Genomic DNA, 19,312 nt, shown 5'->3' with positions numbered 1-19,312 from the left:
CGAGTACCGCACGTTACCCGCGTTCCGGGCTGTGGTCTGGCCGGGGAGCGCGGGGTCAGGCGCGCGTTTTCGCCTGGTCGTCCGTCGGTTCGTCCTGGGTGCGGTCGCGCGGCTCCCTGGTGACCGCCCGGTGCAGCGCCGCTTCGGCCTGTGCGGCCATGGCGGCGACCACGTCGACGGCGGGCGGGCGGTCGGTGATCAGGTCGACGCCTTCGCCGGCCCAGACCGGGATCGGCGGGATCGCGCCGGCGGCGATGTCCTCCGCGTAGGCCGCGCGCGCCGGTGCCGGATCGTTCGCCAGTTCGGTTTCCCGGCCCCGCCAGCGGTCGAGGTAGGGGTGGCCGAGGGTGCGGGCGGTGTACGTGCCGGTGGGCCAGCCGGCCCCGCGGGCGAGGTCCAGCACCGCGTTGCGCTCGGTGTCCTGGCCCCGCCCGGCGACCAGCGCCCAGCCGATCGACGGGTCGATCGCCGCCTCCGCGGTGGCCTGGAACCGGGTGCCGACGAGCGCCCCGGCCGCGCCCAGCGCCAGCGCGGCGGCCAGGCCGCGCCCGTCCGCGATGCCGCCCGCGGCCAGCACCGGCACGGAACCGGCGAGGTCGACGACGAGCGGCACGAAGGGCAGCGTCGACCGCCCGTTCCGGGCGCCGTGGCCGCCGCTCTCGGTGCCCTGCGCGACGAGGACGTCGGCGCCGACCTCGAGCGCCCGCTTCGCCTCGTCGAGGTCGGTGACCTGCACGATCAGCACGGCGTCGGACCGGCGGACGGCATCGACGAACGGGGCCGGGTCGCCGAAGGACAGGAAGATGGCGTCGGGCCCGTACTCCAACGCCCGGACGACGGCGTCCTCGTCGGCCGCCCAGTTCCAGAAGCCGACACCCCACGGCCCGCCGGCGTGTTCGGCGACGACCGGCAACTCGCGTTCCAGCCACACCGGATCGCCGCCGGCGCCGCCGAGCAAGCCCAGTCCGCCCGCCCGCGACACCGCGGCGGCGAGCGCGCCGCCGGCCGAACCGCCCATGGGCGCCAGCGCGATGGGGTGCCGCACGCCGAGCAGGTCGGTGAAGTCCGTCGCGAGTGCCATAGCCGTGAAACCCTTCCGGTCGGTGGCGCGGCGGGTGCCGCCACGCCCACTGGACACCGGGGCACAGGGGCCTGTGACAGCGTGTGAGCCGACTCACAAGGGATTCACAAGGAGGCCACAGGCGCGTGCCAGCCGGTCAGGGAGCGGCCGACTCCCGCACCACCGGTGCCGCGGTCACGGTCGTCGTTTTGGTCGCGCGCCACGGCAGGACGAGCGGGGTCGCGAGCAGGAGCACACCGGCGAGGGCAAGGCCTTCGCGGACGCCGATGACCGAGGCGAGCAGCCCCCACGCCACCGTGCTCAGCGCCACGGCCGCGTTGTTGGTGACCGACCAGGCGGCGAGGACGCGGGAGATGTACGCGCTGTCGGTGCTGCGGAGCCGGTAGGCGGCGAAGACCGGGTTGAAGACCCCGATGCACGTGATGAGCACGAACTCGACGGCGACGACCAGGACCACGCCCCACCAGCCGGGACCGACGAACGCGAGCAGCACGGGCCAGCACACGCGCAGCACGCCGGAGCCGAGCAGGACGCGGCGTTCGCCGTGGCGCGCGACGAGGAGACGGCTGAGGCGGGAGCCGACCAGACCGCCGAGACAGGCGATGCCGAAGGCGAGGCCGTACTGCCAGGGGGCGACGCCGACGATGCGGAGCATGAGGACGGCGAGGAGCGGCCCGGTGCCGAGGATCAGGCAGCGCATGAGGACGCTGTTGACGAACAGCGGGCGGAGGACGGGGTGGCGGAGGATGTAACGCCATCCTTCGGTGAGGCCCGGGTTCCGCTGCTCCGTCGCGTGCGCGGTCTTCGCGGGCGGCTCGGGCTCGGCGGTGCGGATCGCGCGGACCCCGAGCGCGGAGAGCAGGAAGCTGACCGCGTTCGCGACGATGGTGGCCAGCGGACCGAGGATGCCGATCGCGGCACCGCCGAGGGGCGGGCCGACGACGCTGGAGGTCCAGAGGGTGGCTTCGTAGCGACCGCTGGCGAGCAGCAGTTGGTCAGGCGGCACCAGCGCCTTGAGACACGCGCCACTGGCCGCGAGGAAGACGATGTCGGCGGCGGCGATGACGGTCGAGACGGCCATCATCTGCGCGAAGGAAAAGGCGCCGAACAGGTACGCGACGGGCAGCGTCATGAGCGCGGCGAAACGGACGACATCGGCGCCGATCATCACCGGCCGCTTGCGCCGGAACTCCACCCAGGGGCCGAGCGGGACGGCGACAAGGGCCCCGACGGCAAGGCCGACGGAGGCGAGGAGGGAGATCTGGGTCGTGCTCGCGTCGAGGACGGTGAGGGCGACGAGGGGGAAGGCGTCGAGGGCGAGGTAGGTGCCGAGGGTGCTGATGGCATAGGCGAACCAGAGCCGGGTGAAGTCCGCGGGTAGCGATTTCTGCGGCATTGGATCCTCCACCCACCTGCGGTTGCCGACCGGGGTCGATCCAACCGGGGGCGCGGATCAGCGGCAAACAACCTACGCAGGGGGGCAAGACAACTGCCGGTTGTGCTCCATACGCCGACGCATTCGCTCCGTACGGTGAACTGGCACCGAACCCAGGACAGGGATTAACCTGGACCTTATGTTCGCCCCATGTGGGAGATCACCCTGCTCGCCGAGGTCGAGGATTGGTTCCTGACCGTATGTGCAGCAGATCCGGTTACGGCCAAGCAGATCGTCGATGCGCTGGACATCTTGGAGCGTGTCGGCCCCGGCCTGGGAAGGCCGCTCGTCGACACATTGGAGGGCGGGAGACTCGCCAACCTGAAAGAACTCCGACCGGGTTCAACGGGACGCAGCGAGATCCGGATCTTGTTCGTTTTCGACCCGAACCGCGAGGCAATCCTGCTGGTCGCAGGCGACAAGGCAGATCGATGGTCCCAGTGGTACGAAGAAGCAATTCCACTGGCCGAGGAGCGGTACAGCCGGTATCTCGACGAGAGGAGCACACAGTGATTGCTCGACGCTGGGAAGACGTGAAGGCCGAGGCGCACCGCCTTCACCCGCGGATGGAGGACCCGGAGGTCAAGGCCGCTGCCAAAGCCCGCCTCGATGCCTACATCGCCGGGTACCACCTCGCGGAGCTGCGCAAGTCCGTCGGCAAGACGCAGAAGGAAGTCGCCGCCGCCCTGGGGGTGTCTCAGGCTCGGGTGTCGCAGATCGAGCACGGCCGAGTCGAGGTGATGGGCGTCGAGACGCTGCGCGCGTACGCCGCCGCGCTCGGCGGCGAACTCGACATCACCGTGCGCGTCGGACCGCACAGCGTCAAGGTTGCGTAGTCCCGCCCCACCCCGGGCGGCTCAGCGCATGCGAGCCGCCCGGAACAGCTCCCGCCGCGTCGTCAGCTCCGTCCGGGCTTCGGCGGTCAGGGTCCGGAGCAGTGCCCGCCGGTCCACCCCGCGCCGCCCGAACGCCCCCGCCGCGCAGGCCGCCAGGAAGCCCGGCGTCAGCAGCTGACCCGGGCGCCGCACGCGCGAGTACACGTCCAGCAAGCGCCGGGAGCCCTCCGGTTCCTTCGCCAGCATGCGGAGCATCTGTTCCTGCAGCGGGTTGACCTCGTCGGCCCGGGCCAGCCGGTTCGTCCAGTGGTACGTCTCCAGGCATTCGGCTTCGCGGCGCAGCTCCCACTTGCGCAGGACCGCGTCCAGCCGCGCCGGGTGGCCCAGTACCGGTGCCGCGGCCTCGCCCAGCAGTCGGCCGAACCGCAGCGCGTCCCGAATACCCTGGGCCGTGACCGGGTCCTTGAAGTGCCCCGCGTCCCCGGCGAGCGCCCACCCCGGGCCCGACGAGCGCCGGAAATACGACGGTTGTTCGACCGACTGCACGATCTTCGTCACCCGGGTGCAGCCCGAGAGGCGTTCCGCCATGCCCGGCAGCACGGCCACCGTGCGGTCGTACTCGCCTTCCAGGTCCAGCCGGAATTCGTCCGCCCGCTCCTTCGGCGGCATCAGCAGGCTCAGTGCCAGGCCGCCGTCCGTCGGGAAGACCGTGCCGAGTTCGCGGCCCGCAAGCCACATAGCGGCCGTGCCGCGCCACTCGGTCTGCGGGTCTTCGTAGTACGCGTAGTAGCACGCCCGCCCGTTCGGGGTGCTCAGGTGCTCCGACGCGCCGACCAGCCGCGCCACTGTCGACCGCCGTCCGTCGGCGCCGATCACCAACGGTGCCCGCAGGGTGTGTTCGCCCTGCATCCCACGTGCGGAAACCCGCACGCCGGCGACCCGGCCGTCCTCCTCGACGAGCGACGTCACCTTCACGCCCTCGCGGACGTCCGCTCCCGCCGCACGCGCCGTCTCCACCAGCGCGAGGTCGAGCCCCGCGCGCCGCACGCACATGCCGTAGGCGATGCCGTCCACCGGCGAGTACGTGCCCCGCACTTCGGCCCCCGGCATGCCGATGTACGCCTCGTCGTGCCGCGGCGCGCCCAGCGCCTCGACCCGCTCCAGCGCCCCCACGCGCGCGAGTTCGGCCACACCGCCCGCGAACAGCAGGTGTGTCGAGACCGTCGTGGACGGGAACTTCGCCGCGTCCACCGCGACCACCCGCCGTCCGGCTCTGGCCAGGGCCGTCGCCGCCGCCGAACCGGCGCAGCGTGCTCCGACCACGATCGCGTCGACGTGCTCTTCGGACACGGGATCCCCCTGCGTGTGCCTCTGCGTGATGCCTTTGCGCGATGCCTTTGCGTGATGGCTCGTCAAAACCCGGGCGCAGTACCGATGATCGCACCGACAGCAGTGTCGGTTATCGCGACGGTAGACCCGCCGGTCCGCCTCGGACAAGACCTTTCCCGCAGCTAGGCTGAGGGCATGTCTGCGCTGCCGAGCCCCGAGCCGGCCCCCGACGCGACCGAGGTCGACGCCTCCGAGGCCGAGACCCCCGGCAGCGCCGCCCGCAAGCCCGTCCGCCGCCGCATGTCCGGCCCCGCCCGGCGGCGCCGGATCGAGGACGCCGCGCTCGCGGTCTTCAGCGCGAAGGGCTACGGCGCCGCGTCCATGGGCGAGATCGCCGAGTCCGCGGGCGTGACGCGCAGCGTGCTGTACGAGCACTTCGCGACCAAGCGCGTGCTGTTCCTGACGGTGCTCGGCACGCAGAACGCCGCCCTGGTCGCGCACATGGGCACCGCCATCACCGGCCGCGGCGGCCGACGTACGCGCATGCGGGCAACTGTGTCCGCGTACTTCGACTTTGCCGAGGCCAACCCGACCGCCCGGCGCCTGCTGTTCGACCAGACCGACGAAGGCGATCCGGAACTGAGCGCGGTCCGCTGGGGCATCCGGCAGACCCGGACGCGTGCCGTGATGGCGATGATGGCGCACGACACCGAGCGCGCCGGCCTGGACCCGCGGTCCCCCGACGCCGAGGTGCTCATCGAGCTGCTCATCAGCAGCCTCGACGGCGTCGCCCAGTGGTGGGCGCACCACCCGGACACCCCGCGCGCCACGCTGGAGACGATGGCCGCGGACGTCCTGTGGAGCGGCCTGGAAGGCCTCAACCCGCGCCGGGATCCGGCCGAATGAACATCTGACAGACAGTCAAAAACACGCGCATACCCGGGTCTTGACCCTGCCCGCCGGGCCCGGCGATAGTCGCTCTGCATGCTGCCGACAGGTGTGTCGGTTACAACTCCAGAGGAGCACCGCTAGGAGGATCCGTGTCCGCGCACGAGAAGCACCTCCCGCACAGCGCAGCACTCCCCGCAGAGCCGAAACCACGGCCCGTAGAGCCCTCCCGCGACCAGGCCGCCCCGCCGTCGCGCCGCGCGTTCGTCACCGGCGCTCTCGGGGCGGGTGCCCTCGGCGCGGGCGTCCTCGCCGCCGGCGTGGCCGCCGGAGCCGCCCCCGCCTTCGGCGCATCCCTCGTGTCCTCGTCACCGGGCAAGCGGGTGGCCGTCCTCGGCGGCGGGATGGCGGGCCTCACCGCGGCCCACGAACTCGCCGAGCGCGGCTTCCAGGTCACCGTCTACGAGCGCAAGTCGCTCGGCGGCAAGGCCCGCAGCATCCCGGTCCCGGGCACCGCCGGGGGCGTCCGCCGCGACCTGCCCGGCGAGCACGGGTTCCGGTTCTTCCCGGGCTTCTACCGGAACGTCCCGGACTCGATGCGCCGCATCCCGTTCCCTGGCAACGCCAATGGCGTGTGGGACAACCTGGTGTCGGCTCCGCAGGCGATCTTCGCGCAGGCCGGCCGCCCGGACATGCACCTGACCCTGCCGAACGGCATCGAGAACATCACCCCGGAAGCCCTCCGCGACGCGCTGACCGCGGCCGCCAGTGTGGCGAGCCAAGTCCCGCTCTGGGAGGTCGCGTTCTGGGCCGAGAAGATGGTCGTGTTCCTCACCAGCGGCGACCTGCGGCGCCGCAAGCAGTGGGAGTACATGCCGTATTCGGAATACCTCCAGGCTGACAAGATGTCCGCGGGCTACCGCAACATCCTCATCAAGTCCTTCACGTCGACGCTGGTCGCCGCCAAGGAGACCGTCGCCAGCACGCGGACGATCACGATGATGGTCGAGATCTTCCTGTGGACGATGCTCGGCCGCGGCAACGACGGCGCACCCGACCGGGTCCTCAACGGCCCGACGTCCGAGGTGTGGGTCGAGCCGTGGCATCAACTGCTCACGTCGCTCGGCGTGACGTTCAATGTCGGCTGGACGGTCACCGGCCTCGACTACGCGGGCGGCAAGATCACCGGCGCGCGCGTCACCGACCCGCTCGGCAACGCGGGCGTGGTCAACGCGGACTACTACGTCCTCGCGGTGCCCGTCGAACGTGCGGTGCCGCTCATGTCCCCGGCGATGATCGCCGCCGACCCGGCACTCGGCCGCCTGCGCCGGCTCCAGACCGACTGGATGAACGGGCTGATGCTGTACCTGAAGCAGAAGACGCCCATCACGCACGGCCACATGGCGTTCATGGACTCGCCGTGGGCGGTCACCGGCCTCACCCAAGGCCAGTTCTGGCGCAACGACTTCCCGTCGACGTATGGCGACGGCACGGTGCGGGATGTCCTGTCCCTCGACCTGTCCGACTGGGACGCCCCGGGCCTCCTCTACGGCGTCTCGGCGCGCAAGTGCACCCCGCGCCAGATCGTCGACGAAGTCCTCGCGCAGGTCCGGGCGAACCTCGACGACGGCGCGACGATCCTGCCGGACTCGCTCATCCACTCCTGGTTCCTCGACCCGGGCATCACGCAATCGGGTACGCCCGCGGTGGCGAACGACGAGCCGCTGCTGGTCAACACGATCGGTTCGTGGGACGACCGGCCGGATGCCGTGACGCGCATTCCGAATCTGTTCCTCGGCGGCGACTATGTACGGGTGTCGGTGAACCTGGCCACCATGGAGGGTGCCAACGAGTCCGGTCGGCGGGCGGCGAACGGCGTGTTGCAGGCGTCCGGTTCGTCGGCCACTCCGGCCGGGATCTTCGAGCTGTACCAGGAGCCGGCGTTGAAGGGCTTCCGCGACGCCGACGACTGGCGGTACCGGCTCGGGCTGCCGAACGCGTTCGACGTGATCAAACCGTACTGGCCGTAGTACGCCCGGCAGGGGGCGTGCCGTGACGGAGGGGTACCGGGTCGTGCCAGGTAAGCAAGGACCGAAAGACGCTGTCCCTCCCGGGCCCGATGTGCGGCGGGTGGCCATCATCGGCGCCGGTTTCGCCGGCCTGTGCATGGCCATCCGCCTGCGGCGCGCGGGAATCGACGACTTCGTGGTGTACGAGAAGGCCGACGACCTGGGTGGCGTGTGGCGCGACAACACCTATCCCGGCGCGGGCTGCGACGTCCCCAGTGTCCTGTACTCCTACTCCTTCGCCCAGAACGGCCATTGGTCGCGCTCGTTTCCGCTGCAAGGCGAGATCCTGGACTACCTCCACGCCTGCGCGGCCCGCTTCGACCTGGCCCGCAACCTCCGCTTCCGCACGGAGGTGACGGCGGCCCGCTACGACGCCGCGGCGGGTCTCTGGCATATCTCCCTTTCGGACGGCACGGAGGAGTCCGCGCAGTTCCTGGTCACCGGCGTGGGCCAGCTCAACCGCCCGCGCTACCCGGACGTGCCGGGCCGCCACCAGTTCCTCGGCACGTCGTTCCATTCCGCGGAGTGGCGCCACGACCACGATCTGACCGGTCGCCGGGTGGCGGTGATCGGCACCGGCCCCAGCGCCGTGCAGTTCGTCCCGGAGGTGGCCAAGCAGGCGGGGCGACTGTACGTGTTCCAGCGGTCGGCGAACTGGGTGATCCCCAAGCCCGATCGCGAATACGGCCGTGTGACGCTGACGTTGCTGTCCAAAGTGCCCCCGGCGCGCCTGGGCTTGCGCGGCGCAATCTACCTGCGTGCCGAGACCGCGCTGTACTGGGCGATCCGCGGGCGTCGCCGGGGCAAGCTCGTCGAGTTCATGGCCAAGCGCCACCTGAAGTCCCAGATCCCGAACCCGGCCCTGCGGGCGCGCCTGACGCCGACGTTTCCGATCGGCTGCAAACGGATCCTGATCTCCGACGACTGGTACCCGACGCTCGCCCGGGAGAACGTCGAGCTGGTCACCGACCCCATCTCCCGGATCATCCGCACCGGCATCGACACAGCGGACGGAACGCACCGCCCCATCGACACGATCATCTACGGGACGGGCTTCCTGGCCACGGAGTTCCTGCGCCCGATGGAGATCACCGGACGGGACGGCGCGCGTCTGCACGACGTGTGGAAGGACGGCGCGGCGGCGTATCTGGGGTTGACGGTCCCCGGCTTCCCGAACTTCTTCATGCTCTACGGGCCGGGCACCAACCTGGGCCACAACTCGATCATCTACATGATCGAGTCGCAGGCGGAGTTCGTGCTGAAGCGGGTGTTGCGGGGTGGGACGCACGAGGTCACGCAGGGCCAGTTCGACGCCCAGCAGTCGCAGGTGGAAGCGGCGTTGCAGGACACGGCATTCGCGGCGGACTGCAACAGCTGGTACAAGACCGCGGACGGCAAGGTGACGACGAACTGGCCGCTTCGGACCCTCACTTACCGGATGGCGACAAGGCGAGGGTGAGGAAGGAGGACCAGGCGGAGGAGGTGAGGGGAACGATGGGGCTGCCGGCGACCTTGGAGTCACGGACGAGGATCGCGGGGTGGGCACAGGCGACCTCGACGCACTGGCCGCCTTCTGCGCCGCTGTAAGTAGCTTTGCGCCAAGCGATTTCCACGCAGTCTCCGCCTTCTGCGCCGCTGTAGCTGCTCTTACGCCACTCGACCTCGACGCACTCCCCGCCCAATCCGGTGCTGTAGCTGCTCTTGACCCACCCCAGCATGTTGCGGTTCACAGCTCTCCCATCAGCGACTCGACAAACGCAAGCGACTCGTGCGGAGTCAATGCTTGCGCGCGAATGATCCCGTAGCGCGCAGCCAGTGACGCCGTTTCCTTGCGGTCGGCCACCAGGATGCTGCGCCCCTGGGCTTCCATATACCCCACCCGCTGCCCGCCATCGCGCGTGAACAGCGTGAATCCTCCGTCGACGCCTGCATTGTCATCCCTGTCCAACGGCATGACCTGCATCTCGACGTTCCGCATTCGCCCGACCAGCAGGATCTGCTCCAGTTGGCCTCGCAGGACCGCTGCCCCGCCCAGACGCCGCCGAAGCACCGATTCCTCCATCACGAAGCTGAACAGCGGCGCCGGATTCTTGGTCAACACCTTCTGCCGGTGAAGGCGCGCGGCAACACGCTGCTCGATGATCTCCTCCGCGAGCACCGGCCGCCGCATCCGCAGCAGAGCGCGGGTGTAGTCCTCCGTTTGCAGCAGCCCCTTGACCACATGCACGTCGTAAGAGCACAGCTCCACAGCAGCACTCTCAAGTCGCGCGGCATCCCGAAAGAATGCCGGATAGCGCGCCCGCTCCACCTCCTCCTTCATCACGCCCAACAGGCCGCCGGTGTCGAGTACTTCGTCCGCTCGATCGATCGCTTCCGGTCGGGCGATCCGCCTTCCCAGCTCGATCGACGTGATCTGGTCCTCGCCGTACCCCAGCCGCGCGCCCAGCTCCGCGCGGGAGAGGCCGGCCGCCTCACGCAGGATCCGCAACTGCCGCCCAAACGACCGCAGGAACCCGGCATTGTCATCCTGATCCGCCATCACAACCCCCGAACACGCTGTGTTGCGATCACGCTACGGCGTGACACTTCCCCGCATGGCCAGTTGGCGAAATCTCTCTCCTGTCAGCCGTGTACAAACTCAACCGCCGCGTGTACAAAGCGCCTCCCGTACCCGCGTCGCAGCTAGTTCCAGCCATCCCAACCCCGTCAATCTCCTCCCATGGCCGACTTCTCCATGCGCTTCACCCTCACCCCTCGCGGCGCCCGACTCGCCCGTCACCTCGTCGCCGATCAGCTCGAAAAGTGGGGCTACCCCTTCGACGGCGTGACCAGCGAGACCCTCTCCCTCATCACCAGCGAACTCGCCACCAACGCCGTCCGCCACACGTCCGGCGACGACTTCCACCTCCGCCTCACCGCCGGCGCCGACCACACCCTCCGAGTCGAAGTCACCGACGGCAGCGGGCAGCTCCCCGTCAAAGCAGCCCCCACCCCCGGCACCGAATCCAGCCGCGGCTTACTCATCGTCGAAGCGCTCGCCACTCGCTGGGGCTGCCACGAGACCACCCCCGGCAAGACCGTCTGGGCCGAACTCACCGCCCCGGAAAACCAAAAGCCGCCCGGCGCATAACGCACCGGGCGGCTCTCGGGTCAACGGCTACATCTGCTGCGGCCTCTGCCGCGTCCACCACACCGCGAGCGCACCCAGCAGCACCGTGAACACGCCCAGCGCGATCAGGTACGGGATCCGGCTCGCGCCCGTCTTCGGCAGGCTGCCCTCCACCACCGGCTCGGCGGCGACCGGCTGCTGGTCGTCCGGCTGTGCCGCCACCGGGACGTCAGCGGGCGGCTGCTGCACCGGAGGCTGCGACGCCGGCGGGGTCGACGGCACTTCGGACGGCGTCGCCGACGGGCTCTCCGAAACCGAGGCCGAAGGCGAAGCCGACGGAGACTCCGAAACCGACGCCGACGGGGAAGGCGACGCCGACGGGGAAGGCGACGCCGACACCGAAGGCGACGGCTTGGGCGACGTCGACGGCGACTTCGACGGCGTCGGGCTCGACGACGGCGGCTTCGGTGCGCACGCCTTGCCGCCGTTCCAGCCGGCGATCATGTTCGTCGGGTACTTCTTGTCCGGGTAGTGCGGCGTCTTCGCGCCGGTGAACTTGTCACCGCCGCCATACAGGTCGATCTGCCCGTAGCAGGGCGGCAAGTACTTCTTGATGTCCAGCGTCGCCGACGGCTTCTTGGCCGTCAGCGTCACCGTGTCCTTGCCGATGTAGCGCTGCGTGCCGGACGTCTTCCAGGTCGGGCCGTCCGCGCTGTACGAGGCGAGCGACACCTTGTACTGGCAGTTCTTCTCGACCTTGCTCTTGTCGGCCAACCGGACCTGGATCTTGCCGTAGAAGCCGCCGATCAGACCGGAGCGGGTCCAGGTCTTCCCGCCGTCCTTCGAGTACTCGATCTTCGCCGGGCTGCACTTCGGCTTCGGCTTGGGCTTGGTCGAAGCCGACGTACTCGGGCTCGGCTTCGTGCTGGGCTTCGTACTCGGCTGCGCACTCGGCTTGGACTCCGGCTTGCTCGGCGAGGAACCCGGCTTCGGGTCCTCCGCCTTGGAATCCCACGTCGAATTCGCCACGTTGTTGCGCAGATCGGGGTCGATGTCGACCGCACCCGCCCCCACGCCCTCGATCTCGTGCCGCGTCCCGGTCAACTTCACCGTCAGCGCCACGGTCTTCGACTTGCCCTTGGCGATCGTGCCGAGGCCGCACGTCACCGCGTCGAGGTCGTGGCGGCACTCCTTGGGAAGGCTCCCGAAAGCGGCGCCCTTCACCAAGGCCACATGGACCTTGCCGTCGGGTGCGTCCCCCGGTCCCTTGTTGCTGAGCGTGTAGGTCAGGGTCGTGGAGTCCACGCCCTTCTCGCTCTGCTCCTTGCCCTTGGCGACGCTCAACGCCACATCGGCGGTAAGCGTCTCGCGGGGGGCTTCGACAGCTCCCGCGTTGGCGCCGAATCCTGTCGACACCGCGGCCAACGTCACCGCCATCGCGGCGACACTCGCGCTGCGCCCCGCCACGCGCCGTCTCGCGCGTCCAGTCATGTCCCACCCCTCCGAGAGGCATGCCCGCCCCCGGCCACGACGGCATGACGGGGCGATCGAACGCCACGTTCTCAACCGGAACGGCCAGCGCCCGCCCCCTGGCGCGATATGGCTGAATACCCGCGCCACCGCGACGCCCGAGGACCGATCGGCACAGCGACACGGCACGGCAATCCCCGGAATACCGTGGCCGCATGACCGACAACACGCAGCCTCAGGTGTTCACCAATCGCTGGGCAAATTCCGTCGGCCCCAACACCGACACGTCTCCGCAGGACTTCTGCACCTGCGTTCCGGGAAACCGCACCCGCGGCCGGGCGGCGCATGTGCCGCATTTCCACCGCGAACTCCAGGACATCACCGCCCCCGGCTGGCTGCGCCTGCTCGAACTCGTCGACGAAGCCGCCGAGGACGGCCGCGAGGAATTCCGGCCGCTCGTCGAACTCACCGCCGAGCAGCGCCGTCAGATCGTCACACTGCCCGCGAGCATCGCCAAACTCACCGCGGTGAAGCACCTCGATCTGTACCGCAGCAACCTGGTCCGCATCCCGCCCGAGATCGGCATGATGCGAAGCCTTGAGGAGTTCACGCCCTACACGTCCTACCGCCTGCACTGGTTCCCGTACGAGATCACCCGCTGCCCTGCCCTGCGCCGCAGCACGGTCAGCACGCGCGCCCTCTACGGCAACTACAAGGTCCGGTCGCCCTTCCCGGCCCTGCCCGCACCGGGAGACGCCGCCGCCGACCTTCCCGGGACGGATCCTGCCGTCCGCGGCGCCACCGAGATCCGCAGCTGCAGCGTCTGCGACGGGCCGGTGGACGGCACCGCGCTCCGCCAGGTGTGGATATCCCTCCGCACCTCCGGCGCCGACGTCCTCCCCCTGCTCGTCAACGCCTGCTCGGCGGCATGCGTCGACGCGCTGCCGACACCGACCGACGGCTACATCCAGGAACCGCACACCGGCGGACCGGGCGTGGTCCAGCCGCCCCGCAGGTAGGGCTCACGCCTCCGGGCGCCGGGCCGCCAGCGCGTACAGGAACGGCAGCTGCGTCTCCCCCAGCGGAAACCGGTACAGCCCGTCGACCGGTTCCGGGAGCAGCCCCCGCGGGTCCAGCTCGGCCTCGACGAGTTCGGCGAGGCTCTCGATCGCGAGGCCCGCGTCCACCGCCGCCGTCACGACCTCGCCGAGCGAGTACGGGTACTCGACGGCTTCGTGCGGCTCCATCGCCACGTCCGGGTCGGCGTAGGTCGTGGTCGACAGCTCGCGTTGCTCCTCGCCGCCGCCGTACGGCCAGTCCGCCACCAGCGGCTCCCGGGACGCGAAGACCTGGTACAGCGGGTGCACGTCGACCAGGACCAGGCGCCCGCCCGGCCGCAGCGCCCCCGCCGCGCCCCGCATCCAGGCGCCGAGGTCGCGGATCCAGCACAGCACCCCGTAGGTGGCCACCACGATGTCGAAGCGCCCGTACAGCGACGCAGGCAGCGCCTGCGTGTCGGCCTCCACGAAGTCCGCCGCCAGCCCGGCCCGCTCCGCCAGGTCGCGGGCCCGGGCGACGGCGTTCGGCGAGAAGTCGACGCCGGTGACGGTGGCGCCGAGCCTGGCCCAGTTGAGGGTGTCCATGCCGAAGTGGCACTGCAGGTGCAGCAGGTCCCGGCCCGCGACGTCTCCGGCCAGCTCGCGTTCGGTGCGGTAGAGCGTCTGGCGGCCGGAGAGGAACGCGTCGACGTCGTAGAAGCGGTCGTTGGCCGTCGTGCCGTGCGCGAGGGCGCGGGCATCCCACAGGTCGCGGTTCGGCGGCGTCGGCTCGGGCGGATTCGCGGTCATGTGCCGAGTGTCGCCGACGACCGGGCCCGGCACGCACCCGTTTTCCCCCGGTCGCCGCGAAATCACCCAGCGCACGGCCCGCTCGTGCACGAACGCCGGGCCCCCCGACGGTCAGCCCGCCGCGGACCGCGGGCGCACCCGCCACACCCGCCGCCGCAGCCCCCGCATCACTTCCGGAACCTCACCCCCACATACCGGTCCAACATCTCCATCGTCTTCGCCGTGCGCCGGAACGTCGCCGGGTCCATCGGCGTCGCGAACCGCTTGTGGGTGACCGACTGCGCGCGGGCGAACTCGCGCAGGCCGTCCTCACCGTGGATCCGCCCGAAGCCGCTCTCGCCCACGCCGCCGAACGGCAGCGACGGGATCCCGGCGAACGCGATCACCGCGTTCACCGACACCATGCCGGTGCGCAGGCGGCGGGCGATCTCGGTGCCGCGGCGGGTGGGGCCCGCGTACACGGACGCGGCGAGGCCGTAGCCCGTCGCGTTCGCCAGTCTGACCGCCTCGTCGACGTCCTCGACCGTGCGGACGGTCACCGTCGGACCGAACGTCTCCTCGCGGACCGCCGCGCTGTCCTCCGGCGCGTCCACCAGCACGACCGGCGCGATGAACGGCTCCCGCACCGCGTCGGCACCGCCGACGACCGCGGTGGCGCCCTTGGCGATCGCGTCCTCGATGTGCCGGCGGACGACGTCCACCTGCGCAGGCATCGTCATCGGCCCGTAGGAGCGCTCCGGCTCGTCCGCACCGGTCTTCAACTCGGCGATCCCGGACTTGAGTTCGTCCAGGAACGCGGATTCGAGCCCGCGGACCACGTAGACGCGCTCGATGCCGACACACGTCTGCCCGGCGTTGGCCATCGCGCCCCACAGCGCGCCTTCGGCGGCCGCCTTGACGTCGGCACCCTCGGCGACGATCAGCGCGTCCTTGCCGCCGCACTCCATCAGCACCGGCGTCAGGGTCTCCGCACACGCCGCCATCACCTTGCGCCCGGTGCGCGCCGACCCGGTGAACGCGAGCTTGTCCACACCCGACGTGCACAACGCCGCACCGGTCGCGCCCAGGCCGGTCACAACCTGGAAGACCCCGCTGGTGGCATCCGGGTTCGCCCGCGCGAACGCGTCCGCCAGCCACACGCCGACACCCGGGGTGAACTCGCTCGGCTTGAACACCACCGCGTTGCCCGCGGCCAGCGCATACCCGATGGAGCCCATCGGCGTGAACATCGGGTAGTTCCACGGGCCGACGACGCCGACCACGCCCAACGGCCGGTACTCCAGCGTCGCGGCCTGGTTCGCCATCGCCAGACCGCTCGGAACCCGCCGCCGCTTGAGCACGCGGCCGGCATGGGCCGCGGCCCACTTCAGGTGCTCCAGGGACAGCAGCAGTTCGAGGAACGCGTCGTCCTTCGGCTTGCCGTTCTCCTCGTGGATCAGCGCACACAGCTCGTGCCGTTCCCGGGCGATCAGCGCGGCCCACGCGCCGAGCCGCCGCTTCCGCTCGCCGGGCGTCAGCCCCGCCCACCACGCGGCACCGGTCCGCGCCCGCGCCACCGCGGCGGCGACCTCCTCGGGCCCGTCCACCGGATAGCGGCCGATCTCCTCCCCGGTGGCGGGGTTCAACGACGCGAACGTCTCCCGCGCAGCCGGTCGCGCCGTCGCCTCGACCGACGTGGTCATGAGGCACCTTCTTCCGTCGATTGTGCCGAAGTCCGGGTGTCTTCCGCTGCTGCTGCTGTTGCTGTGGCTGCGGTCGTTGCTGTTGCTGTTGCTGTTTTGGTTGTTGCTGTTGCTGTCTCCGCCGCTGCCGATCCGCCCGGCCCCGCGATCCCCGTCCCGCCGTCGTCGGCGTGTTCTCGCAGCACCGTCTTGGCGACCTTCCCCGCCGCGGTCAACGGCAGTTCGGTGACGAACTCGACGCTGCGCGGGCACTTGTAGCCCGCGATCAGGCCGCGCGTGTGCGTCCGGACGTCGTCCTCCGTCAACACGGCGCCCGGATGCAGCACGACGACGGCGTGCACCCGCTCGCCCCACCGCGCGTCCGGCACGCCGATCACCGCACACGACGCCACCGCCGGGTGGGCGCCGATGGCGTTCTCCACCTCCGCCGAGTACACGTTCTCGGCGCCGGTCACGATCATGTCCTTGAGCCGGTCGACGACGGTGACGTAGCCGTCCTCGTCCATGAACCCGAGGTCGCCGGTGTGCATCCAGCCGCCCCGCAAGGCCGCCGCGGTCTCCTCGGGCCGGTTCCAGTACCCGAGCATGACGTGCGCGCCGCGCGCGGCGATCTCCCCGACGGCACCCCGCGGGCATTCGACGTCGTCGGCGTCGACGATCACCACTTCGGTGTGCGCCAAGGGCCGCCCCGCGCTGCGCAGCCTCTTCGCGTTCCCGGCTTCGTGGTCGGCGGGCATCAACAGCGTGGCCAGTGGTGAGAGTTCGGTCTGCCCGTAGGCCTGACACAAGCGGGCGCCCGGCAGCGCGGCGCGGGTCCGGTCGAGAAGGGCGGCGCTGATCGGGGATGCGCCGTACGTGAGGAAGCGCAGCGACGTCAGGTCGTACTTCTCGAAGTCCGGGTGGTCCAAGACCATCTGCACCATCGTCGGGACGAGGAAGACCTCGCTCGCGCGCCGCTCCTGGATCGCCTCCATCACCGCCTTCGGCTCGAAGAACGGCAGCATCACCTGCTGCATGCCGAGCAGCGACGCGATCAGCCACGTCCCGACACCGGCGATGTGGAACAGCGGCGCGGCGTGCAGCGACACCGCGTCGTCTCCGGCTCGCAAGCCTGCGGTGGCGACGAGGCCGCCGTAGGCCGAGGTGAGGAGGTTGGTGTGGCTGAGCATGACGCCTTTGGGGAAGCCCGTCGTGCCGCCGGTGTAGAAGATGCCGGCGAGGTCGTCCCCGGTGCGGCCGACGTCGACGACGGGCTCGGCGGTCGCGAGGAGTTGCTGATAGGCCAGGGTCCCGTCGGGGGAAGGCCCGTTTCCCATGTGCACGACTGTCGCCAGATCCCGGCTCAACTCGCGCAGCTTCGGCACCATCGCCGCGAAGACGTCGTCCACGAAAAGCAGCTGCGTCCCGGAGTCATCGAGCGAGTAGGCGATCTCGGCGGGGCTCCACCGGATGTTGACCGGGTTGACGACGCCGCCCGTCCAGACGGTGCCGACCAGGAGTTCGAGGTACCGCACCGAGTTGAGCGAGAGGATCGCCACCCGGTCTCCGGTCCCGACACCCAGCCCGCGCAGCACACCTGCGGCCAGAGCGGTGCGGTCCCGGAACTCCCGGAAGGTGACCGTGGTGTCGCCTTCGACGAACGCCACCTTGTCCGGATTCTGCTGTGCTTCGCGGTGCAGCGGCTGCGTGATGCCCATGGGCTCCCCTGGAGGAAAGGACGACAGGAGGAGGTGCGGTGGGTGCGGGGGCGTGCCGTGCGCGGGTGCTTGGCAGTGCTTGGCAGTGCTTGGCGCGTGGTGCATGGCGCGTGGTGCTTGGCGGTGCGGCGCAGAGTGATACCCGAGCGCTCGCTAAGCCCCAGCAAACCGCAGGCCGGACCTGCTGGCAACAGACCCGGCCGATGTCATTGACGAGCATTCAGTTGGCGACGCGCCTCACGCGTTCCGTGCAGCCGCCTTGCTCAGCAGTCGCGCAACAGCGGTGACTGGTTGAGCAGTTGCCCGCGTACGGACGTGAACGCGCGGTACCGCGCGGAGTCCTCCGTCCCGGCCGGGAACACCCCCACCCGGTGGCAGTTCTGGAACGCGAGCTTCACCCCGTGGTGCCGCTCCAACGCACCCCGGATCGCGTCACTCGCCATGGCCCGCAGCAGCTGCCCACGCGCCTGCTCGTCCGGCGGCGGCACCTGATTGTCCGCGAACTCCCCACCGTCCACGTCGAGCCGAACGACCAACTCGGCGACCATCTCCCATGCGTACGGCAACGACGTCCGAATGCACTCCACGAACGCGGCCTCGTCCACTTCCCCGGCTTCCGCCTGGGCCAACAACTCCGGCGAGACATCAAGCGACACGACCTCAGCTCCTCTCCCCCGGACGACCCCGCCGCCCGGTCGGCAACCGTGCATGTGCTCCGACCTGACTCACCGTAGGCCAGCCCTCACAGGAGAACCAGGCCAGATCACGCACTCCCGATCAAGACCGACCCAATCCCGCCAAACACTCTCTCCGGATTGGCGGGTTGGCCATGACGCGACCTGCTGGCCTGCAGCCATCGCGCCCCGCGCGATGTTCACCGCAAACCCCACGGGGGAGGTTTCCGACGACCACGCCGTCGTTTCCGCGGATCTCCCAGCGGCTCGACCAACTGACGAACGAGATCTCCTCGGACGCGACCGAAAGCGACGCAGCGCTGTACCGACATGACGAGCGTCACAGCCAGCCCTGCCCCGCCCTGCCCCGCCCGACCCCGGCCGACCCCGGCCGGGCCGCGGGGGCGGCAGTCGGTGTCGGTGGGGGCCGTTAGGCTGGGCGTCATGCGTCTTGTCATCGCCCGCTGCACCGTCGACTATGCCGGGCGGCTCTCCGCTCACCTGCCCTCTGCGCTGCGGCTCATCATGGTCAAGGCCGACGGGAGCGTCAGCATCCACGCGGACGACCGGGCGTACAAACCGCTGAACTGGATGAGTCCGCCGTGCAGCCTCAAGGAAGAGGACGGCACCTGGACGGTCGTCAACAAGGCCGGCGAGAAGCTCATCATCTCGATCGAAGAGACCATCCACGACTCGTCCCACGAGCTGGGTGTCGACCCCGGCCTGGTCAAGGACGGCGTCGAAGCCCACCTCCAGGAACTGCTCGCCGACCGCATCACCACGCTCGGGGCCGGGTGGACCCTCGTCCGCCGCGAATACCCGACCGCGATCGGCCCCGTCGACATCCTGTGCCGGGACTCGGACGGCGCCACCGTCGCCGTGGAGATCAAGCGCCGCGGCGAGATCGACGGCGTCGAGCAGCTCACCCGCTACCTGGAGCTGCTCAACCGCGACCCGCTGCTCGCCCCGGTCCGCGGCATCTTCGCCGCACAGGAGATCAAGCCGCAGGCCAAGGTGCTGGCCACCGACCGCGGCATCGGCTGCGTCGTCCTGGACTACGACGCGCTGCGCGGCGTGGAAGACGACAAGCTCAAGCTGTTCTGACGGAGGCCGGGGCGCGGGCTGGAGTGCAGTCCGCGCGCCGTACCAACCTTTCGGCGCGTCAACGGGTTTGCCCCGGCTGGATGCGGTTCGG

Annotated in this window: 18 protein-coding genes; 8 read left to right on the top strand and 10 right to left on the bottom strand. The window is 70.3% G+C overall.

Going from position 1 to position 19,312, the window contains the following annotated elements:
* Window positions 1–55 precede the first annotated feature (55 nt).
* Window positions 56–1,081 carry a nitronate monooxygenase gene (locus ACPA54_RS22115; RefSeq protein WP_423532376.1) on the bottom strand — a complete coding sequence of 342 codons (1,026 nt, stop codon included), beginning with the start codon at window positions 1,079–1,081 and terminating at the stop codon, window positions 56–58.
* 136 nt (window positions 1,082–1,217) lie between these two features.
* Window positions 1,218–2,477 (bottom strand): MFS transporter, encoded by a 1,260-nt coding sequence (locus ACPA54_RS22110; protein ID WP_423532374.1) that lies wholly within the window; start codon window positions 2,475–2,477, stop codon window positions 1,218–1,220.
* Window positions 2,478–2,666: 189 nt separating this feature from the next.
* Between ACPA54_RS22110 and ACPA54_RS22105 the strand changes: the two genes are divergently transcribed.
* Together ACPA54_RS22105 and ACPA54_RS22100 are read left to right on the top strand one after the other, a co-directional pair.
* On the top strand, window positions 2,667–3,029 hold the full coding sequence (locus tag ACPA54_RS22105) for a type II toxin-antitoxin system RelE/ParE family toxin (protein WP_423532372.1): 363 nt from the start codon (window positions 2,667–2,669) through the stop codon (window positions 3,027–3,029).
* Window positions 3,026–3,352, top strand: a complete 327-nt coding sequence (locus ACPA54_RS22100) for a helix-turn-helix domain-containing protein (RefSeq protein WP_423532370.1) — start codon at window positions 3,026–3,028, stop codon at window positions 3,350–3,352. The genes ACPA54_RS22105 and ACPA54_RS22100 overlap by 4 nt, the downstream gene beginning before the upstream one ends.
* 21 nt (window positions 3,353–3,373) lie before the next feature.
* Here the strand turns inward: ACPA54_RS22100 and ACPA54_RS22095 are convergent, their stop codons facing one another.
* Complete coding sequence (locus ACPA54_RS22095) at window positions 3,374–4,702, bottom strand: NAD(P)/FAD-dependent oxidoreductase (RefSeq protein WP_423532368.1); 1,329 nt, start codon at window positions 4,700–4,702, stop codon at window positions 3,374–3,376.
* A 174-nt stretch (window positions 4,703–4,876) separates the two neighbouring features.
* Here ACPA54_RS22095 and ACPA54_RS22090 point away from each other — a divergent pair, with 174 nt between their 5' ends.
* From ACPA54_RS22090 to ACPA54_RS22080, 3 genes are all read left to right on the top strand, one after another.
* On the top strand, window positions 4,877–5,587 hold the full coding sequence (locus ACPA54_RS22090) for a TetR/AcrR family transcriptional regulator (RefSeq protein WP_423532366.1): 711 nt from the start codon (window positions 4,877–4,879) through the stop codon (window positions 5,585–5,587).
* Between the two features lie 134 nt (window positions 5,588–5,721).
* A complete protein-coding gene (locus ACPA54_RS22085) occupies window positions 5,722–7,599 on the top strand; it encodes a hydroxysqualene dehydroxylase (RefSeq protein ID WP_423532365.1) in 1,878 nt (625 codons plus the stop codon).
* A 100-nt stretch (window positions 7,600–7,699) separates the two neighbouring features.
* Window positions 7,700–9,097 (top strand): flavin-containing monooxygenase, encoded by a 1,398-nt coding sequence (locus tag ACPA54_RS22080; RefSeq protein ID WP_423532363.1) that lies wholly within the window; start codon window positions 7,700–7,702, stop codon window positions 9,095–9,097.
* On the opposite strand, the gene ACPA54_RS22075 is transcribed toward ACPA54_RS22080, so the two are convergent.
* Together ACPA54_RS22075 and ACPA54_RS22070 are read right to left on the bottom strand one after the other, a co-directional pair.
* Window positions 9,066–9,368, bottom strand: a complete 303-nt coding sequence (locus tag ACPA54_RS22075) for a DUF397 domain-containing protein (RefSeq protein WP_423532361.1) — start codon at window positions 9,366–9,368, stop codon at window positions 9,066–9,068. The genes ACPA54_RS22080 and ACPA54_RS22075 overlap by 32 nt on opposite strands.
* The gene (locus ACPA54_RS22070) at window positions 9,365–10,177 is read right to left on the bottom strand and encodes a helix-turn-helix domain-containing protein (protein ID WP_423532359.1); all 813 of its coding nucleotides are present in this window, start codon (window positions 10,175–10,177) and stop codon (window positions 9,365–9,367) included. The genes ACPA54_RS22075 and ACPA54_RS22070 overlap by 4 nt, the downstream gene beginning before the upstream one ends.
* A 180-nt stretch (window positions 10,178–10,357) precedes the next feature.
* On the opposite strand from ACPA54_RS22070, the gene ACPA54_RS22065 reads away from it, so the two are divergent.
* Entirely contained in the window at window positions 10,358–10,768 is a 411-nt protein-coding gene (locus ACPA54_RS22065) for an ATP-binding protein (protein WP_423532358.1), read from the top strand.
* A 27-nt stretch (window positions 10,769–10,795) separates the two neighbouring features.
* On the opposite strand, the gene ACPA54_RS22060 is transcribed toward ACPA54_RS22065, so the two are convergent.
* Window positions 10,796–12,238 carry an LPXTG cell wall anchor domain-containing protein gene (locus tag ACPA54_RS22060; RefSeq protein ID WP_423532356.1) on the bottom strand — a complete coding sequence of 481 codons (1,443 nt, stop codon included), beginning with the start codon at window positions 12,236–12,238 and terminating at the stop codon, window positions 10,796–10,798.
* A 194-nt stretch (window positions 12,239–12,432) separates the two neighbouring features.
* Between ACPA54_RS22060 and ACPA54_RS22055 the strand changes: the two genes are divergently transcribed.
* Window positions 12,433–13,236, top strand: a complete 804-nt coding sequence (locus ACPA54_RS22055; RefSeq protein ID WP_423532354.1) for a leucine-rich repeat domain-containing protein — start codon at window positions 12,433–12,435, stop codon at window positions 13,234–13,236.
* 3 nt (window positions 13,237–13,239) lie between these two features.
* Here ACPA54_RS22055 and ACPA54_RS22050 read toward each other — a convergent pair whose 3' ends face one another.
* The 4 genes from ACPA54_RS22050 to ACPA54_RS22035 form a co-directional block, all read right to left on the bottom strand.
* Window positions 13,240–14,064: a class I SAM-dependent methyltransferase gene (locus tag ACPA54_RS22050; RefSeq protein ID WP_423532352.1), complete on the bottom strand. Its 825-nt coding sequence runs from the start codon at window positions 14,062–14,064 to the stop codon at window positions 13,240–13,242.
* A gap of 167 nt (window positions 14,065–14,231) precedes the next feature.
* Window positions 14,232–15,746, bottom strand: a complete 1,515-nt coding sequence (locus tag ACPA54_RS22045; protein ID WP_423532351.1) for an aldehyde dehydrogenase family protein — start codon at window positions 15,744–15,746, stop codon at window positions 14,232–14,234.
* Window positions 15,743–17,443 (bottom strand): acyl-CoA synthetase, encoded by a 1,701-nt coding sequence (locus tag ACPA54_RS22040; protein ID WP_423532349.1) that lies wholly within the window; start codon window positions 17,441–17,443, stop codon window positions 15,743–15,745. The genes ACPA54_RS22045 and ACPA54_RS22040 overlap by 4 nt, the downstream gene beginning before the upstream one ends.
* A gap of 263 nt (window positions 17,444–17,706) precedes the next feature.
* A complete protein-coding gene (locus ACPA54_RS22035; protein WP_345673122.1) occupies window positions 17,707–18,099 on the bottom strand; it encodes an SCO5389 family protein in 393 nt (130 codons plus the stop codon).
* A 462-nt stretch (window positions 18,100–18,561) separates the two neighbouring features.
* Here ACPA54_RS22035 and nucS point away from each other — a divergent pair, with 462 nt between their 5' ends.
* Entirely contained in the window at window positions 18,562–19,221 is a 660-nt protein-coding gene (gene nucS, locus ACPA54_RS22030; protein ID WP_345673118.1) for an endonuclease NucS, read from the top strand.
* The last annotated feature ends 91 nt before the right edge of the window (window positions 19,222–19,312 follow it).

The sequence above is a fragment of the Uniformispora flossi genome, from assembly GCF_049534875.1.
Taxonomy (GTDB): domain Bacteria; phylum Actinomycetota; class Actinomycetes; order Streptomycetales; family Streptomycetaceae; genus Yinghuangia; species Yinghuangia aomiensis.
Note: the sequence above shows the minus strand (reverse complement) of the source record. Positions and strands in the feature narration are given on the sequence as shown.

Coding starts and splice junctions, on each gene's coding strand:
- ACPA54_RS22115 (WP_423532376.1), bottom strand. CDS start 1,081: ATGGCACTCGCGACGGACTTCACCGACCTGCTCGGCGTGCGGCACCCC.
- ACPA54_RS22110 (WP_423532374.1), bottom strand. CDS start 2,477: ATGCCGCAGAAATCGCTACCCGCGGACTTCACCCGGCTCTGGTTCGCC.
- ACPA54_RS22105 (WP_423532372.1), top strand. CDS start 2,667: ATGTGGGAGATCACCCTGCTCGCCGAGGTCGAGGATTGGTTCCTGACC.
- ACPA54_RS22090 (WP_423532366.1), top strand. CDS start 4,877: ATGTCTGCGCTGCCGAGCCCCGAGCCGGCCCCCGACGCGACCGAGGTC.
- ACPA54_RS22070 (WP_423532359.1), bottom strand. CDS start 10,177: ATGGCGGATCAGGATGACAATGCCGGGTTCCTGCGGTCGTTTGGGCGG.
- ACPA54_RS22065 (WP_423532358.1), top strand. CDS start 10,358: ATGGCCGACTTCTCCATGCGCTTCACCCTCACCCCTCGCGGCGCCCGA.
- ACPA54_RS22060 (WP_423532356.1), bottom strand. CDS start 12,238: ATGACTGGACGCGCGAGACGGCGCGTGGCGGGGCGCAGCGCGAGTGTC.
- ACPA54_RS22055 (WP_423532354.1), top strand. CDS start 12,433: ATGACCGACAACACGCAGCCTCAGGTGTTCACCAATCGCTGGGCAAAT.
- ACPA54_RS22050 (WP_423532352.1), bottom strand. CDS start 14,064: ATGACCGCGAATCCGCCCGAGCCGACGCCGCCGAACCGCGACCTGTGG.
- ACPA54_RS22045 (WP_423532351.1), bottom strand. CDS start 15,746: ATGACCACGTCGGTCGAGGCGACGGCGCGACCGGCTGCGCGGGAGACG.
- ACPA54_RS22040 (WP_423532349.1), bottom strand. CDS start 17,443: ATGGGCATCACGCAGCCGCTGCACCGCGAAGCACAGCAGAATCCGGAC.
- nucS (WP_345673118.1), top strand. CDS start 18,562: ATGCGTCTTGTCATCGCCCGCTGCACCGTCGACTATGCCGGGCGGCTC.